12 protein-coding genes and 1 pseudogene are annotated in these 15,668 nt (G+C 65.1%); 4 read left to right on the top strand and 9 right to left on the bottom strand.

Annotated elements, in window-relative coordinates; all coding sequences use genetic code 11:
* The first annotated feature begins 20 nt into the window (after positions 1-20).
* The gene (locus tag ACQY5K_RS16630; RefSeq protein ID WP_428117572.1) at positions 21-551 is read left to right on the top strand and encodes an RDD family protein; all 531 of its coding nucleotides are present in this window, start codon (positions 21-23) and stop codon (positions 549-551) included.
* 70 nt (positions 552-621) lie between these two features.
* On the opposite strand, the gene serC is transcribed toward ACQY5K_RS16630, so the two are convergent.
* Complete coding sequence (gene serC / locus ACQY5K_RS16635; protein WP_428117575.1) at positions 622-1,770, bottom strand: phosphoserine transaminase; 1,149 nt, start codon at positions 1,768-1,770, stop codon at positions 622-624.
* Between the two features lie 198 nt (positions 1,771-1,968).
* Here serC and ACQY5K_RS16640 point away from each other — a divergent pair, with 198 nt between their 5' ends.
* Positions 1,969-3,195: a pyridoxal phosphate-dependent aminotransferase gene (locus tag ACQY5K_RS16640; RefSeq protein ID WP_428117578.1), complete on the top strand. Its 1,227-nt coding sequence runs from the start codon at positions 1,969-1,971 to the stop codon at positions 3,193-3,195.
* 1 nt (position 3,196) lies between these two features.
* On the top strand, positions 3,197-4,150 hold the full coding sequence (locus ACQY5K_RS16645) for a hydroxyacid dehydrogenase (protein ID WP_428117581.1): 954 nt from the start codon (positions 3,197-3,199) through the stop codon (positions 4,148-4,150).
* 53 nt (positions 4,151-4,203) lie between these two features.
* On the opposite strand, the gene ACQY5K_RS16650 is transcribed toward ACQY5K_RS16645, so the two are convergent.
* From ACQY5K_RS16650 to ACQY5K_RS16685, 8 genes and pseudogenes are all read right to left on the bottom strand, one after another.
* Positions 4,204-4,440, bottom strand: coding sequence for a hypothetical protein (locus tag ACQY5K_RS16650; RefSeq protein ID WP_428117583.1), 237 nt, complete (start codon positions 4,438-4,440; stop codon positions 4,204-4,206).
* An 89-nt stretch (positions 4,441-4,529) separates the two neighbouring features.
* Complete coding sequence (locus tag ACQY5K_RS16655; protein WP_428117586.1) at positions 4,530-5,861, bottom strand: amidohydrolase family protein; 1,332 nt, start codon at positions 5,859-5,861, stop codon at positions 4,530-4,532.
* Between the two features lie 104 nt (positions 5,862-5,965).
* Positions 5,966-6,970: a CobW family GTP-binding protein gene (locus ACQY5K_RS16660; RefSeq protein WP_428117589.1), complete on the bottom strand. Its 1,005-nt coding sequence runs from the start codon at positions 6,968-6,970 to the stop codon at positions 5,966-5,968.
* Between the two features lie 35 nt (positions 6,971-7,005).
* Positions 7,006-8,709 carry an amidohydrolase gene (locus tag ACQY5K_RS16665; RefSeq protein WP_428117592.1) on the bottom strand — a complete coding sequence of 568 codons (1,704 nt, stop codon included), beginning with the start codon at positions 8,707-8,709 and terminating at the stop codon, positions 7,006-7,008.
* 104 nt (positions 8,710-8,813) lie between these two features.
* Positions 8,814-10,648 (bottom strand): annotated as a pseudogene (locus tag ACQY5K_RS16670) (dipeptide ABC transporter ATP-binding protein); the annotation flags it as partial.
* A 27-nt stretch (positions 10,649-10,675) separates the two neighbouring features.
* The gene (locus ACQY5K_RS16675; RefSeq protein ID WP_428117595.1) at positions 10,676-11,578 is read right to left on the bottom strand and encodes an ABC transporter permease; all 903 of its coding nucleotides are present in this window, start codon (positions 11,576-11,578) and stop codon (positions 10,676-10,678) included.
* Position 11,579: 1 nt separating this feature from the next.
* Positions 11,580-12,563: an ABC transporter permease gene (locus ACQY5K_RS16680; RefSeq protein ID WP_428117598.1), complete on the bottom strand. Its 984-nt coding sequence runs from the start codon at positions 12,561-12,563 to the stop codon at positions 11,580-11,582.
* 85 nt (positions 12,564-12,648) lie between these two features.
* On the bottom strand, positions 12,649-14,379 hold the full coding sequence (locus ACQY5K_RS16685) for an ABC transporter substrate-binding protein (protein WP_428117600.1): 1,731 nt from the start codon (positions 14,377-14,379) through the stop codon (positions 12,649-12,651).
* A 171-nt stretch (positions 14,380-14,550) separates the two neighbouring features.
* Here ACQY5K_RS16685 and ACQY5K_RS16690 point away from each other — a divergent pair, with 171 nt between their 5' ends.
* The gene (locus tag ACQY5K_RS16690) at positions 14,551-15,663 is read left to right on the top strand and encodes an LLM class flavin-dependent oxidoreductase (protein WP_428117603.1); all 1,113 of its coding nucleotides are present in this window, start codon (positions 14,551-14,553) and stop codon (positions 15,661-15,663) included.
* The last annotated feature ends 5 nt before the right edge of the window (positions 15,664-15,668 follow it).

Genomic DNA, 15,668 nt, shown 5'->3' on the forward strand with positions numbered 1-15,668 from the left:
GGGAACCACGGAGGCTGATCATGAGCGACATGAACGAACCCCCGATGCCCGACGACAATCGGCGCACGGGGTGGGCCGAATTGGGTCTCGGCGGCACCGTGCAGTTGGCCAATCCAGGTCTTCGCCTCGGTGCGCGAGTCCTGGACGTGATCATCGGCGGCATTCTCGGAGTGATCGTGTTCTTCGTGGTGGCCGCGGCCAGCTTCGATAACGGCACCTCTGGGTTCTCGACGGGCACCACTGTTGTGACGCTGATCTTGGGACTTCTCGTTGGTATCGCGTACGAGGTTTGGCCGACGGCCCTGTGGGGACAGACCCTCGGCAAGCGAATTGTGGGCATCAAGGTTGTTCACGCTATGACCGGAGAGGCGCCGGGCTGGGGAAAGGCGATGGGTCGCTGGGCCGTGCCCGCCCTGCCGTCTGTGATTCCGTTTGTTCAGTTCATCGGCTGGATTTTTACGCTGCTGTGCTACGTGAGCTTGACATGGGATCGCGTCCACCAGGGCTGGCACGACAAGGCGGCGGGCACGCTGGTCATCCGGCTCCGGTGAAGGTTTGCTATCTCATCGGCACCCGCTAGCCGACGGGATCCAGCCAGACCTTTCCGCTGCGCTCAAGGTCTTACAAGCGCTCGACGACGTAGTCGATGCAGGCTGTGAGGGCCTCGGCGTCGGAGGGCTCGATCGCGGGAAACGCGGCGATGCGCAGCTGGTTGCGGCCGAGCTTGCGGTAGCCCTCGGTGTCCACGATGTCATTGGCGCGAAGCGTCGCAGCGATGTCGTCAGCACTGACACCCTCGAAGTCGACGGTGCACACGACGGGGGAACGCATCGCGGCATCGGTGACGAACGGCGCGGCGAAGTCACGTTCTGCGGCCCAGCTGTACACGGCGCCGCTGGATGCCGCCGAGCGGGACGCAGCCCAGCCGAGGCCGCCGCCGTCGAGCATCCACTCGGCGGTTTCGAGCGTCAGCAGGATCGTGGCCAGCGCTGGCGTGTTGTAGGTCTGATCTTGGCGGGAGTTCGTGACGGCAATAGCGAGGTCGAGCGTCGCGGGCTTGTACCGGCCGGAGGCGTCGATCCGCTCGATCCGTTCGATCGCAGCCGGTGAGCACAGCGCGATCCACAGCCCGCCGTCAGCGGCAAATGCCTTCTGCGGAGCGAAGTAATAGCAGTCGACATCGGCTGGATCCCACGTCATCGCACCGGCTGCAGAGGTGGCATCGACCATGACGAGCGCCGGCGCCTCACCCTGCCGTGGCGGACCCAGCTGTGGTTGCGTGAGCGGCATCGCCACGCCGGTCGAGGTCTCGTTGTGCGTCAGCGCGTACGTGTCGATCTCAGCCGGGCTTGCTGACTCCGGCACGGGGTGGCTGCCGTAGGCCGACGTGATCACCCACGGATCCTCCAGATGCGGTGCGGCAGCGGTGACGGCCGAGAATTTCTCGGAGAATTCGCCGAAGGTCAGGTGTTGGGCCCGGCGCTCGATGAGCGAGAAGGCGGCGGCGTCCCAGAAGCCCGTGCTGCCGCCATTGCCCAGCACCACCTCCCATCCATCGCCGAGACCGAACAGCTCAGCCATTGCGGCCCGCAGCCGACCCACCACTGAACGCACACCGCTGCGGCGGTGCGATGTACCCATGTAGTCGATCGCGCGCGCCGCGAGTGCCTTGACGGCTTCGGGACGGACCTTGGACGGTCCCGAGCCGAAGCGGCCATCTGCCGGCCGCAGTTCTGCGGGAATCGAAATTGACGAGGGAGACACAGACATCGGCTGCCACTATTGCGCCCGGCACTACTGCCGACAACCACATTTTCTTGACAATTTGCCGATACGTGGGTCTGTGGGGCTTGCGGCGCGGCCCACGCGCGTCGGAATGCGCGGCTCGGCGGCGAGACTGTCGGGCGCTCACGGCTGCGCAGAGAAGTCGAACGAGCAAGACAGCACCAGCAGGACAGGAGTCGCCTCATGCCCACCTCACGAGGGTCCAGCCGAGCATCGGGCGGCAACCGGGTTTCGAAAGCGTTGGCAGGCATCGCCCCGTCGGCGACTCTGGCAGTTGACGCCAAGGCAAAGGCACTTCGGGCTGCAGGCCAGAACGTGATCGGATTCGGCGCCGGCGAGCCTGACTTCCCGACGCCCGAACACATCGTGGACGCGGCGGTAGCCGCGTGCCGCGACTCGGCGAACCACCGCTACTCGCCGGCTGGCGGTCAGCCCGCGCTCAAATCCGCCCTTGCCGCCAAGACCAAGCGAGACAGCGGTCTCGACTGGGACGCCAGCCAATTCCTGGTCACCAATGGCGGCAAGCAGGCTGTCTACAACACCATGGCCGCGCTGGTGGATCCGGGTGACGAGGTACTGCTGCCGGCGCCGTACTGGACGACGTATCCCGAAGCGATCCGAGTCTTCGGCGGCGTCCCAGTTGACGTGTTCGCCGGCATCGAGTCAGGTTTCCGGGTCAGCGTCGAACAGCTTGAGGCGGCGCGGACCGACCGCACCAAGGCGCTGCTGTTCGTATCGCCGTCGAACCCGACCGGCGCCGTGTACCCCCGTGACGAGATTGTTGCGATCGGTGAGTGGGCGATCGAGCACGGATTGTGGGTAATCACCGATGAGATCTATGAGCACCTCATCTACGGCGATGCAGAGCATCACTCGCTGCCAGTGCTGGTCCCCGAGATCGCCGACCGGTGCGTCGTGCTCAACGGCGTGGCCAAGACCTACGCCATGACGGGCTGGCGGGTCGGATGGATGGCCGGGCCGGCTGACGTGATCGCTGCGGCCACCAACCTCCAGAGCCACGCCACCTCCAACGTCTGCAACGTGGCGCAGGCGGCCGCCTTGGCTGCCGTCTCCGGCGATCTCACCGCTGTCGCCAAGATGAGGGCTGCGTTTGATGTGCGGCGTCAGCGCATCACCGATGCGCTCAACGCCATTGAGGGCGTGGAGTGTCCCGAACCCGAAGGCGCGTTCTACGCGTTCCCGAACATGGAGGGGCTGCTCGGGCGTCGTTACGGAGGCACAGAGGTCACGAACACGTTGGATTTGGCCGCAGCCGTTCTTGAGCATGCCAAGGTGGCATTCGTGCCCGGCGAAGCGTTCGGTGCCCCCGGCTACGCGCGGTTCTCCTTCGCCTTGGGGCTCGACGATCTGGCCGAAGGCATCAGCCGCATCGCAGATCTGGTTGCGTGACATGGCACGAGTCCTGGTCGCCGAGAAACTGGCTGATGCTGGCCTGGACATGCTGCGTGGAGCCGGCCACGCCGTCGATGTTCGCACCGGGCTCAGCACCGACGAACTGCGCGCCGCCATTGCCGGGGCGCAGGCGCTGGTCGTTCGCTCGGCAACGCAGGTAGATGCTGACCTCCTCGCGGCAGGTGATGCTCTCGTCGTCGTGGGGCGTGCCGGAGTAGGCCTCGACAACGTCGACGTCCCTGCTGCAACCGAGCGCGGTGTGCTCGTCTGCAATGCGCCGTCGAGCAATGTCGTGTCGGCTGCGGAGATGACCGTTGCACTCATGCTGGCGCTGGCTCGGAACATCCCGCAGGCTCACCAAGCGCTCTCGAATGGCCGGTGGGAACGCAGCCGCTGGGGCGGCATGGAGATCTATCGCAAGACGATCGGGATCCTGGGTCTCGGTCGCGTCGGCCGCTTGGTGTCGCAGCGGATCGCCCCATTCGATGTTGCGCTCATCGCCTACGACCCATATGTGAGCCCGGAATCCGCTCGAGCGGCAGGGGTCGACATGGTGACTCTCGAAGAGTTGTTTGAGCGCTCGGACATCATCACGTTGCATATGCCGCGAACGCCCGAGACGGCGGGGCTGCTGGGCGCCGAGAACCTGGCCAAGTGCCGCCCGCACGCCTTGATCGTGAACACCGCTCGGGGCGGCATTCTCGATGAGGCCGCTGCCGCCGCGGCACTCGACGCAGGCCGGTTGGGTGGCATCGCGCTCGATGTCTATGAGACCGAACCGATGACGGAGTCGCCGTTGTTCGGTCGGCCAGATGTCGTGGCGACGCCGCACTTGGGCGCCAGCACTGCCGAAGCGCAGGATCGAGCCAGCATACAGATTGCCGAGCAGATCAACCTCGCGCTCGCCGGCGACCCGGTGCCCTACGCCGTCAACGGCGCGCTGAGGTCCTGATACCGCCGTCGGCATCGAGCCGAGATCGGTTCTTGTTCAGAAACAGCTGAGTTCTAGCGCTGTTGCTTGTGGCCGTCTGAGAGGACTTTGCCGTAGATCTTCTCGTTGGCGCCGGAGGTGCTGAAGCCCGTGTTGCCGCGCGTCGCGTGCATTGCTTCCCGCACGCGACGCGCGGCCGCCTTGCGGGGATCCGGAGCCTGCGGTTGCTTCTTCGTATGCGCGAGCACAGCAAGGAAGTGGCTGAGGCTCTTCGCGGCGCTGCCGATGTGCTTCAGAGCATTGCGGAACATCTCGACTCCTCAACGGGTCAGATCCGGTTGAGTCCACCCTACATCGCGCCGGAATCCGGCCATCCGCCAAGCATTCGGCCTGGCTGGTCTCAGCGCTGGACGGCGGCTGCGGCTGCGGCTGCGTCGGGGTGATGCAGGTAGCGCTCGGGGATCTCGAACCCGAAGATGCGTGCGGAGTTGAGGCCGAGGATCTTGGCCCGCTCACCGTCATCGAGGTGGCTCATCGTGCGCTCGATCGCTTGGGCGGAATACGGCCAGGAGCCCTCGTGGTGCGGGAAGTCGTTCGCCCACAGGAAGTTGTCGATCAGACCGTGCTCGCGGGCAAGATCGAGGCCGGCGGCGTCCTCCTGGAAGCTCGCGAAGCCCTGGCGCTTGTAGTACTCGCTGGGCAACAGCTCGAGCTTTGGCCGGACCCACATGTGGTGCTTGAGATACGCCTCGTCCATGGCACCCAGCATCCATGGCGCCCAGCCGATACCGGCCTCGATGGCACCGAAGCGCAGGTTCGGGTGCCGCTCTGCGACGCCTGAGGCGCAGATGTTGACGAGCGGTTCCATTGTCGGCGCCAGCGAATGCACGGCGTAGTTGATGACGGCCCCTCCCTGACTGCGAGCGGTGCGCGGATCGCGACCTGTAGAGACATGGAACGTGACTGGCAGATCGACATCGTCGATGCAGTCCCACAGGGGTTCGAACTCACGCAAGTTGTAGTTGGGGTCGTCGACATCGGGCGGGCCGAAGACCGGCTTGGCTGGCAGGCTCAGGCCCTTGAATCCGAGTGCCGCGCATCGCTGGATCTCGGCAATTGCCTTGTCCAGCGCGGCGGGAGCAATGCACGCCATCGGGGCGAGCCGATCGTTGAAATCGGCGAACTCCTCCCAGGCCCACTCGTTGTAGGCCTGGCACATCGCATGGCTGAAATCGGCGTCGGGCGTGGCCCAGATGGTCAGGCCCTTGTTCGGGAACAGGACCTCTGCGTCGCAGCCGTCCAGTGCCAGGTCACGCACGCGTGCTTCGGGGTCGCGACCCGACTGGTTGCGTAGCTTCTCGTGTCCCTCAAATGGCTTGGTCCAGTTCAGCTTGGCCGGCCGGAAGCCCTCTGCGGTCTGGAAGAACTGGGGGTCCTGCTTCGCGTCGCCGGTCGAACTGGCGTCAGTTGAACCGGTGTCGTTCGCATCTTCGTCCGTGCGACCGTGCGGCTTCGTGACCTTGTTGATGGCGACGGTGGGCAGACGGTGGTGGTACATGGGGTCGATTCGGTCGCGCAGGAAGGTCACCGGCTCCTGCACGTGGCCATCCGCCGAGCACATGAAGAACTTGTCTTCAGCATCCGGTCGAGCCGACCGGAGCCAGCCATCATTGCCTGGCGTCTCCAATCGCCACACATTGTTGAGGTCAGGTTCGGGGATCGTTACGGCCATGTCAGCACTCCGGGGCTGGGAATCGCGGGGACAGCAGCAGCGACACCGACTGCGCGCCCGACGAGTTTGGCATGCAACGACCCTGGATCACCTAGCCGCGAATTTCAATCGTGTCCCGCCATCTGCCCACCAAGCCAGTCGCGCGGCAGCGAGCCCTTGCGAGCAATGACGCTGATTGCCCAGCGGCGGGGCGGCTCGCCCGAATCCAATAAGTAAGGGGCCATCGAGGTACGGGTGCCGACGGCCTCGATCACCCAATCGGCGACAGCACTTGCAGCTTCGTGAGGGCCATCGCTATCAGTAACCCGCACGAGTCCCTTGAGGCGGGCGACTCCGTCGGGCAATTGGTCCAGCAGATCGCGAATGCGAGCGCTGGGCACGGGTTCGTGCAGCGTGACAGTCTGCGACTCGAAGAGGTCCTCTGCGTGCTCATGCGCGTGGCCAACGGCTGCACCCCCGGGTGCTCGTGGCCCCTTCAGCATGGAAGTCTCGGGATCCGTCCCCTCGAGCGCTTCCGCTGACGTGTCGAACAACACTGCAGTCGGCACCGCTGCATGTCGTGCTCGCACCAGGGCCGCTCCCGGGGCGACAGCTCGCAGCCAGTTGCACAATTCGTCGGCGTCATCGGCGCTCGCCAGAAGGTCGACCTTGTTGAGCACCAGCAAGTCAGCCGCAGCAAGCTGCTGCTGCACGGTGTCGGCCACCCAGCGGTCATTGGCCTGCCGCCGCACCTGCTCAGCGTCTGCCATCACCACTACGGCGTCGAGCCTCAGTCCGGGGGTGTGGCCATAGGCGGCGATCTGGGCAGGGTCGGCGACACCGCTTGCCTCGATGAGCAATCGCTCGGGCGGCGTTTCCGCTGACCGGACTGTCTGCAGCGCCGCGGCAAACCCGTCGGCGAGGCTGCAGCAGATGCAGCCGTTGGCGAGCGTCAGCTTGTCGCCCTCGGCTGCTGCGATGAGGTCCTCGTCGATCGAGATCTCGCCGAAGTCGTTGACGATCACTGCGATGCGCTCGTCCGACGTCCGCAGCACATGATTCACCAGCGTCGTCTTGCCGGCGCCGAGGTAGCCACCGATGACGGTCACTGCGATCCGCTTCTCGCTCATCACCCTGGCCTCAGATCGAGCATCCCGGCCTCGTGCTAGGCCGCGCTGACTCGAGCCGGCTGTGGCACGCCGCCCAGCACTGTGCCCCACACGCCAATATCACGCAGCGCCATGGGGTCGACACTGAGCGGATCGTCCTCGAGCACTGCGAAGTCGGCCAGCTTTCCGGCTTCGATGCTGCCGACCTCTGAATCCAGCTTGAGCTGCCGTGCCGCCTCGATGGTGATCGCACGTAGCGCCTCTGGCACCCCGATGCGCTCGTGCGGTCCGAGCACCTCGCCCGAAGCCGTCACCCGATTGACCGCGCACCATGCGGTGTGCAGGTGTCCCAGCGGCGTGATGGGCGAGTCAGAGTGGATCGAGAAGCTCACTCCTTCAGCCAGAGCGGTGCCGCAGGCATCCATGCGGGCCGCTCGCTCGGGCCCCACGGTCGCGTCACGGTGCTGGTCACCCCAGTAATAGATGTGGTTCGAGAAGATGTTGGCGCACATGCCGAGCGCTGCCATCCGGCGGTATTGGGCAGGCGTCGTGAGCTGGCAGTGCTGAACCGTGTGACGGTGATCCCAGCGGGGATGGCGCTCGAGCACCTGCTCGACTGCGTCGATGAACACCTCCGAGGCCTCGTCGCCGTTGCAGTGGCAGTGCACCGTCAGGCCTGCTCGGTGGTATGCCTCGAGCAGATCGGCCATCTGGTCGGGCGGGGTCAGCCACTGCCCGTTTCCGACGTGTCCCGGAGGCGGCTTGTAGTAGTGCGGCCAGCTGATCCGGGCTGTGAAGCCCTGGATCGAGCCGTCCAGGATCAGCTTGACGATGCCAAAGCGCAGCTTCGACGTCTGCTCTTGCTTCAGACGTGCTCCCAGCTCAGCCAACTCGTCCGTGTCGGCGGGCGCCCCGAAGAAATTGGACAGTGCCACCATCACACGCGCCGGGTATTCGGGATCGCTGGTCACCTTCTGCCAGTTGCCCAGTTGATCTGGGTCCCACAGCTGTGTCGTGCCGAGATCGGTCAGCAGCGTGTGCCCGGCGTTGCGAGCCTCGTTGGCGTAGCGCCAGCGGGCTTGTTCGGTCCGGTTTGCGGCCATCATCTCGACGAACGCCTCACCGGCCAGCATCATTCCCGCGGGTTCGTGCAGCTCTCCGTTCGCAAGTCCGTCACCGCCGCGGGCCACGCCCGGGCTCGTCGAGGAATCGTCGATGCCACAGCGCTCCATGAGGGCGGAGTTGACAGTGGCCAGGTGGCCACTGGCGTGCAGCACCAGCGTCGCCACGTCGCCGGTCACCGTGTCGAGATGCCGTGCCACCAACCGTTCGCCCGTGAAGTAGATGGGGTCGAGGCCCCAGGCCAAGAATGTCTCGGTGTCGGCATCGAGTTCAGCACGCGCCTGTCGGAGGCGTTCGAGCACGTCGTCAATGGATTTGCAGCCTGGCCACAGGCGGCCTTGCGGATCCCGCCGGTCGAAGAAGCCCACATAGGTGAAGCTCCACAGGCCGCCCGACATGACGTGGCAGTGCGCTTCAATGAATCCCGGCATGAGCACGTGTTCGCAGAATCGATCGTCGACGCGATGCGTGCCCCATGACGCCAGATCCTGCGCGCTGCCCACACCCAGGATGCGCTCGCCCGAAACCGCGACAGCGTCGCCGTCTGGAAATGCAGGGTTCATCGTGATGACCCGACGGGCCGGGTAGATCACGAACGGTTCCAATGCGCCAGAGTCTCCGGACGCGAGTGCGTTCATCAGTCGTCTTCCTCTCGTGCCACGCTGTGCTCGTTGTTCGTGGCTTGCGCCACGAAGTGCTCAATGTTCGTGGCTTGCGCCACGAAGTGCTCAATGTTCGTGGCTTGCGCCACGAAGTGGCCGGGCTCGATCTCGGTGAGCACGACTGGCTCGGGTGCAGTGCCGGCTTCGAACACCGGACTCGGGATCTCGTCGGTGCGCACCGACCGATCAGCGCGGCGCTGGCGCGGATCGGCGATCGGCACGGCCTCCAGCAGCCGTTGGGTGTACGAGTGCGTCGGATTCTCGAAGATCGCCTGCCGTGACCCGAGCTCAACGATCTGTCCGAGATACATCACGCCCACCCGATGCGCGATGCGCTCGACCACGGCGAGGTCGTGGCTGATGAACAGGTATGACAAGCCCAGTTCTTCCTGCAGGTCCATCATCAAGTTGATGACTTGGGCCTGAATCGAGACGTCCAGTGCCGAGACGGCCTCGTCAGCGATCACGAGTTCAGGTCGCAGCGCCAACGCACGGGCGATGCAGATCCGCTGGCGCTGACCGCCCGAGAACTGGTGCGGGTACTGCGACATGTCGTCGGGGGACATCCCCACGCGCCGAAGCAGTGACGCCACGACATCGTCGATGTTACGGCGCGGCACAGCCCGATGAATCTCAAGCGGCTCGCCGATGGCTTTGCCGATGGGTCGACGCGGGTCCAGGCTGGCGAACGGATCCTGGAAGACGATCTGCACCTTGCGCCGATGCGGGCGCAGCTCGCGTGGCCCCAGACCGGTGATATCGGTGCCGTCGAGGCGGATCGTGCCGCTCGTGGGGTCAAGCAGCCGGATGATGAGGTACGCAAGCGTGGATTTTCCGCAGCCGCTTTCTCCCACAATCGCCAGGGTCTCGCCGCGGCCGACCTGAAGGCTGACTTGCTCGACGGCATGGACACGCGCTTTGCCAGGAGCCGGGAAGTGCTTGGTCAGCGCCTCAACTTCGACGATCGGCGTTGCGGGAGCCGGGGTGCTCATGCGTCCACAACCGGGTCCGACGTCGCGGCAGCGACTGGTTCGGGGTCGCCGAATTCGCCCGTGTCGAGCAATTCGAATCGACGGGGCTCGCTCTCGCCGGTCATTGAGCCAAGGCGCGGCACCGCCGCGAGGAGGGAGCGTGTATAGATCTCCTGCGGCCGCTCGAAGACATCGTGGACTTCACCGCTTTCGACTACCCGCGACGCTTGCATGACGACCACCTCGTCGGCGATCTCGGCGACGACACCCATGTCGTGAGTGATGATGAGCACTGCGGCACCTGTCTCGCGCTGCATCTCTGCCATCAGCGCCAGGATCTGCGCCTGGATCGTCACATCGAGCGCTGTTGTCGGCTCGTCGGCGATGAGGATTGCCGGATCGCATGCGAGCGCCATTGCGATCATCACCCGTTGGCGCATCCCGCCTGACATCTCGTGGGGGTACTGGTCGATCCGGCGCGTGGCGTCGGGAATCCGGACGCGATCGAGCATTTCGAGGGTTCGCTGCCGGGCCTGGGCACGATTCATGCCACGGTGGAGGCGCAACGCCTCGCTGATCTGGCTGCCGACGGTGTAGACGGGGTTGAGGCTCGTCAGCGGTTCCTGGAAGATCATCGAGATCCGGTCTCCACGGATGGAGCGCATCTGCTGCTCTGCGAGCTTCAGCAGATCGACGACCTGTCCATCGTCGTGCCTGAACAGCACCTCCCCGCTGTCGATGGTGGCTCTCGTCCCGATCTCGATGAGCCGCATGATCGACAAAGCAGTCACCGACTTGCCCGAACCCGATTCGCCGACCACAGCGAGCGTCCCGCCGCCGTGGAGATCGAACCCGACATCGTTCACCGCGGTGAACGCGTCGAAGCGGACAGTGAGTCCCCGAACCGAGAGCCTCGGCGCATCATTCGCGGTACCGGTCGCCATGGGGGCCGTACGGACCTCGTTCACGGCTCAGCGCCCCCGCAGTTTGGGGTTGTAGGCGTCCTGCAGGCCGTCGCCGATGAGGCTGAAGCTCAGCACTGTGACGAAGATTGCCAAGCCGGGAAACGTCACAGACCACCACGCAGTGAGGAAGTTGCCACGGTTCAACCCGATCATGAGTCCCCAGCTGCTGCTGTTCGGATCGCCCAGACCCAAGAATGCCAAACCTGCTTCGAACAGGATCGCCGTGCCCATGATGAGGGTTGCCGAGACGATCAGTGGCGGCAGTGCATTGGGGAAGACCACCCGGCGCATGATGCGCCAGTCGTTCGCGCCGAGTGCCCGGGCAGCGCGCACGAATTCCAGGTCCCGCAGCCGCAAGAACTCGGCGCGGGTGATTCGCGCGATGCCCGGCCACGCGACCACGCCGATCGCGAACGCGATGGTCCACTTCGACGGCTTGAACAAAGCGACCAGCACCATCGCGAACAGCAATGCGGGCAGCACCTGGAAGAACTCGGTGAAGCGCATGAGGGCGCTGTCGAGCCATCCGCCGTAGTAGCCAGCGAACGCTCCGATGCTCACTCCGATGATGACGACCATTGCGGCTGCCATAGCGGCGACCGTCAAGCTGGTGGTGCCGCCGGACACCACGCCTGCGAGCACGTCACGACCCAGGTAGTCGGTGCCGAGACGGGCCTCGGCTATCTCGCCAGGGGCCTGAAGCGGCCTCGCGATGATGTCCTTGGGATCCTGGTCGTACAAGCTCGGGCCCGCGACCGTCATGAAAACCATGCCGAGGAGCAGCACGACTCCCGCAACCGCCGCCTTGTTCCGCACGAAGAGCCGCAACGTCTCCCGAGCGGGCAGGGCGACGGCACCCGCTCCCATCTCGAGCGCCATCGGTGCAGCGGGGTCAGCCGGCGTCGACATCTCAGACACGGGAACGCTCACGAAGTCGGATGCGTGGATCGATGACGGTGTAGAGCAAGTCGGTCGCCAGGTTGGCGGCGATGACCATGACCGACGACACGAGCAGCACTCCCAGCAAGACAGATGTGTCCCGCCGCAGGATCGAGTCGAACGCGAGCCGGCCGAGGCCTGGCCAGTTGAACACCGTCTCAACCAGCAGCGCACCCGAGAGCAGTGCGCCGAACTGCAAGCCGACCACGGTCACCACGGGGATGATCGCATTGCGCAGCGCATGCTTGTACACGACGCTCGACTCGCTTAGCCCCTTGGCCCGAGCAGTTCGCACGTAGTCCGACTCGAGCACTTCGAGCATCGACGCCCGCGACAGTCGGCTGTACTGCGCTAGGTAGATGAGGCCTAGCGTCAGCGCCGGCAGTACCAAGTGCTCGGCCACGTCCGCGATGTTCCCCACCACACCGGGGGTGTAGCTCACGTCGTGCCATCCCTGCACCGGCAGGAGATTCCATGCCGATGCGAACAGGATCACCAGCATGATGCCGGTCCAGAACACCGGCATCGAGAAACCCACCAATGCCAGCACGGTGGCGCTGTGACTGAGCGCGCTCTCCGGACGGCGAGCAGTGAACACGCCCACCAACGTTCCAGCGACGACGGCGAAGGTCAGTGCGGTACCGACCAGCAGCACCGTCGGCCACAACCGATTGGCGATCAGCGAGCTGACGGATTGATTGAAGAAGTACGACTCGCCCAGGTCGCCGGTTGCTACCCGGCCGATGTAGGAGCCGAGTTGCACGATGACGGGGCGGTCGAGTCCGTACCGGGCGCGGATCTCCTCTAGCAGCTCAGGATCGCCGGCCCCGCTCTCGCCCACGATGACCGTGGCCGGATCGCCAGGCGTGATGTGGATGAGCAGGAAATTGAGCGCGACCACAGCCAGGATCAGCCCAAGCGCCTGGGCGATCCTGGCTGCGATCGATCTCAGCATTGGTACGTGCCGGACTCCCCGAGCCGCGCCGGTCGGCCGCTCGCGGTCGCCGTCACCAGCACAAGCCTGGAGCGCAGCGGCGGGCCTACTGGTCCAACCAGACCGTGTGCATGGGGGACATCTGCCCCCAGACGTTGTTGGTCGGCGGATTCATCACGGACGGGTTGTACGCCTGCCAGAACGGCGGAGTGGTCAAGAAGTAGATCGGAACCTCTTCTGCCACGATGTCTTGGAACTCCGCGTAGAGCGCCGCGCGTGCGTCGGCGTCCAATTCCTGGCCGGCTGCGGCGAGGATACGATCGACATCGGCATTGGAGTATCCGGTGTTGTTCGTCCAGATGACGCCGACCCGGTTGTCGCTGAGATACGTGCGGTGCACGCCGATCACTGGATCGCCCCAGTTCCAGACATTGTTGATGGTCATCTGGAACTCGCCTGCGGCCACGCGCTGCGCCCACGTCGGGAAGTCAGGCGACACGCTCAGCTCGGTCTCGATGCCCGCCTCTTCAAGCGCCTGCACCACGTACTCCGCGTAGATCACCTGCGTCGGCGGGATGTAGTCGATGGTGAGCTGCAGCTCACCAGGGCCGTATCCGGCCTCGGCCAGCAGTGCCTTCGCCTTGTCGATGTCCTTGTCGTAGTGGTTCACGTTGGTGTTGTGGAACGGGCTCGCGGCGACGATGCCCGTCGGTGCGGGGAACGTGAGCCCCTGGTCGATGACCTCGGCGAGGAAGTCCCGGTCGATCGCGTACGCAATCGCCTGGCGCACCCGTTTGTCCGACAGTGCCGGATCGTTCACGTTCATTTCCATCCACTGGACCTGGCCGATGGCCTCGTGACCCTTGGAGCTGACCTCGACATCAGGGTTTTCCATCAGGCGCAAGATGTTGGCTGACGGCCCCAGCGTGGACGCAAGGTGGGTGGTGCCGTTCTCGAGACCCAGCACGATGGCAGTCGGATCGGGCGTTATTTCCATCACGATCTCGTCGAGGCACGGCGTGCCCTCGATGAAGAAGTCGTCGAAACGCTCCATCCGGATGATGGTGCCCGGCTCGTAGTCGGCCAGGCGGAACGGGCCCGAGCCCACGAAGTCCTCGGTGTTGCGCGGGTGGGTCTTGGGGTCCTGGCCGTCATCGAAGATGTGCTTGGGGATGATCGGCAGCAGACCGGGCGACATCGCCAGCAGGATCGCCGGGTGCGGCTGGCTGAGGTTGATGACGGCGGTGTGCGCATCGGGGGTGTCCACGCTTGTCACCGGTGCATACATGGGCTTGAACGGGTGGTTGGCCTGCACGGTCAGGATCGAGAAGGCCACATCAGCCGAGGTGATCGGCATGCCGTCGTGGAAGACGGCATCTTCGACGAGATGCAGCGTCACCGCGAGGCCGTCCTCTGAGATCTCCCAGCTCTGCGCCAAGTAGGGCATGGGGTTGTACTCGTCGTCGTACAGCAGCGGGCTCGCATTGAGCTGCGTGCCGGGCACAGCGGTCGCGTAACCCGATTGCACCGTTCCGTTCAGATGTCTCGGAACCTGCGTGGTGCCGATAATGAGCGTCCCGCCGACATTCGCTCCGTCGTTGCACGGTCCGTGGGCCGCAGCCATGTCGTCGTCGGCCATGTCGTCGTCGGCCATTTCGTCGTCCGCATCGCCGACGGTCTCAGTTGCCGAGTCTGAATCCGTTGTCTGTGTGCCATCGGTCGTCGGAGCGTCATCGTCGCTGGCGCAAGATGCTGCGATCAACGCGAATACCGCGAGCAACGCGACCAGTAGCCGGCCGATATGGCGGCTCGGGCCGCGTGTCGTTGTGGTCCCCATAGGGCTGTTTTCCTCCCTGAGCGCACCCGATATCAAGACGACGACGGGTGCCATTGTCGGCAAAGTCCCAAAGGACTTGCGGTACCGTAACCGATATCGTCACCGCCGGTTTGGGGTGACGTTCGTAGTCCCCCGTGTGCGGCACTGCGGTGTCAGAGAGGTGGTCGGCCGATGAAGGTCCACTGGTTCTTGCCAACCGGAGGCGACTCGCGCGACGTGCTGCCCGATGAACCGGGCGCGCATTGGCGGTCGCCGTCGATGGACTATCTCGCGCAGATAGCGACCGCGTGCGATCAGCTCGGCTACGAGGGGATGCTCACGCCGTGCGGGACGATGTGCGAGGACGCCTGGCTCTCCACCATCGCCCTGGCGCCGCTGACGCGCCGCATCAAATTCCTGGTGGCGTTCAGGCCCGGGTTCCTCTCGCCCACGCTTGCCGCGCAGATGGCTTCCACCTACCAGCGGCTCACCGGCGGCCGATTGCTGCTCAACATCGTGACCGGAGCAGAGCCGCGCGAGCTGAATCGCTTCGGCGACTGGCTCGACAAGGACACTCGCTATGCCCGGACGGGCGAGTTCCTGCAGATCGTGCGCGAGGCGTGGAGCGGGGACCCGTTCGACTTCGACGGCGACTTCTACAAGGTCGCCGGCGCAACGACCCGCGATGTTCCCGATCCGGTGCCGCCCGTGTACTTCGGCGGAGCTTCGCCCGCCGCTGAGCGCATCGCCGCCTCCCACGTCGACGTGTATCTCGCCTGGGGCGAACCGCCGGACATGGTGACCGAACGACTGGGTCGCATGCGGGCGCTGGCGGCCGAACAGGGACGCACCCTGCGATTCGGCATTCGGTTTCACGTCATCACCCGACCTGATGCAGCCGATGCGTGGGCCGTGGCCGATGACATGCTCGCCCACATGAGTCCCGAGGCGATCGCTTCGGCCCAAGCCGACTTCGCCACCACCATGTCCGAGGGCCAGCGCCGGATGGCGCAACTGCACTCAGAGCAGGGCGGCCGACTCGAGATCCATCCCAATGTCTGGGCGGGCATCGGGTTGGTTCGGGGAGGCGCTGGCACCGCACTTGTGGGCAGCTACGCCGAAGTTGCCGACCGCATCGCCGAGTATCACGCACTTGGCTTTGACGAGTTCATCCTTTCGGGCTACCCGCATCTCGAAGAGGCCTACTGGTTCGGCGAGGGCGTCATGCCGATCCTGCGCGAACGGGGTCTGCTGGAGCCGCTGCGGACGGGTTCGAGCGACGCGCTCGTCTCGTCGTTCCGCTGAGCATT

The sequence above is a fragment of the Candidatus Poriferisodalis sp. genome (assembly GCF_965262965.1).
GTDB lineage: Bacteria > Actinomycetota > Acidimicrobiia > Acidimicrobiales > Poriferisodalaceae > Poriferisodalis.

Coding starts and splice junctions, on each gene's coding strand:
- ACQY5K_RS16630 (WP_428117572.1), top strand. CDS start 21: ATGAGCGACATGAACGAACCCCCGATGCCCGACGACAATCGGCGCACG.
- serC (WP_428117575.1), bottom strand. CDS start 1,770: ATGTCTGTGTCTCCCTCGTCAATTTCGATTCCCGCAGAACTGCGGCCG.
- ACQY5K_RS16640 (WP_428117578.1), top strand. CDS start 1,969: ATGCCCACCTCACGAGGGTCCAGCCGAGCATCGGGCGGCAACCGGGTT.
- ACQY5K_RS16645 (WP_428117581.1), top strand. CDS start 3,197: ATGGCACGAGTCCTGGTCGCCGAGAAACTGGCTGATGCTGGCCTGGAC.
- ACQY5K_RS16650 (WP_428117583.1), bottom strand. CDS start 4,440: ATGTTCCGCAATGCTCTGAAGCACATCGGCAGCGCCGCGAAGAGCCTC.
- ACQY5K_RS16655 (WP_428117586.1), bottom strand. CDS start 5,861: ATGGCCGTAACGATCCCCGAACCTGACCTCAACAATGTGTGGCGATTG.
- ACQY5K_RS16660 (WP_428117589.1), bottom strand. CDS start 6,970: ATGAGCGAGAAGCGGATCGCAGTGACCGTCATCGGTGGCTACCTCGGC.
- ACQY5K_RS16665 (WP_428117592.1), bottom strand. CDS start 8,709: ATGAACGCACTCGCGTCCGGAGACTCTGGCGCATTGGAACCGTTCGTG.
- ACQY5K_RS16675 (WP_428117595.1), bottom strand. CDS start 11,578: ATGTCGACGCCGGCTGACCCCGCTGCACCGATGGCGCTCGAGATGGGA.
- ACQY5K_RS16680 (WP_428117598.1), bottom strand. CDS start 12,563: ATGCTGAGATCGATCGCAGCCAGGATCGCCCAGGCGCTTGGGCTGATC.
- ACQY5K_RS16685 (WP_428117600.1), bottom strand. CDS start 14,379: ATGGGGACCACAACGACACGCGGCCCGAGCCGCCATATCGGCCGGCTA.
- ACQY5K_RS16690 (WP_428117603.1), top strand. CDS start 14,551: ATGAAGGTCCACTGGTTCTTGCCAACCGGAGGCGACTCGCGCGACGTG.